Genomic DNA, 876 nt, shown 5'->3' with positions numbered 1-876 from the left:
CGCTGCGAGGGCTTCCGCGGCGTCTCGCAATCGCTCGGCCACCACATCGCCAACGACGCCATCCGTGACTGGGTTTTCGACAAGAACGAAGTCGAGTTTGAGACCGGCCCTTACGATGTCAACGTCGTCGGCGACTACAATATCGGTGGCGACGCGTGGGCTACGCGCATTCTATTGGAGGAGGTGGGGCTGCGCGTGGTCGGCAACTGGTCGGGTGATGCCACGCTCGCTGAGGTCGAGCGCGCGCCAAAGGCCAAGCTGAACCTCATCCACTGCTACCGCTCGATGAACTACATCTGTCGGCACATGGAGGAAAAATACGGCATCCCGTGGATGGAATACAATTTCTTTGGTCCGTCCCAGATCGAAACCTCCCTGCGCGAAATAGCCAAGCACTTCGGTCCGGAAATCGTCGACAAGACCGAGGCTGTCATCACCAAGTACCGGCCCCTGGTCGATGCTGTCGTCGACAAGTACCGGCCGCGCCTCGAAGGCAAGACGGTGATGCTCTATGTCGGCGGCCTGCGTCCTCGCCACGTCATCACGGCCTATGAGGACCTCGGCATGCGGATCGTCGGCACCGGCTACGAGTTCGCCCACAACGACGACTATCAGCGCACCGGCCATTATGTGAACAAGGGTACGCTGATCTATGACGACGTGACCGGTTACGAGCTGGAAAAGTTCATCGAAGGCATCCGCCCCGACCTTGTTGGGTCCGGCATTAAAGAGAAGTATCCGGTGCAGAAGATGGGCATCCCCTTCCGCCAGATGCACTCCTGGGATTATTCCGGCCCGTATCACGGCTATGACGGCTTCGCCATATTCGCCCGCGACATGGATCTGGCCATCAATAATCCGGTGTGGGATCTCTAC

At 59.0% G+C, this 876-nt stretch carries 1 protein-coding gene; it reads left to right on the top strand.

Going from position 1 to position 876, the window contains the following annotated elements; genetic code table 11:
- The coding region (locus K6N12_RS33550; RefSeq protein ID WP_281424335.1) for a nitrogenase component 1 at positions 1–876 on the top strand (876 nt) is incomplete at both ends.

Origin of the sequence: Rhizobium redzepovicii, from assembly GCF_019793435.1 — a bacterium.
GTDB lineage: Bacteria > Pseudomonadota > Alphaproteobacteria > Rhizobiales > Rhizobiaceae > Rhizobium > Rhizobium redzepovicii.
This window is presented reverse-complemented; position numbering and strand designations above follow the sequence as displayed.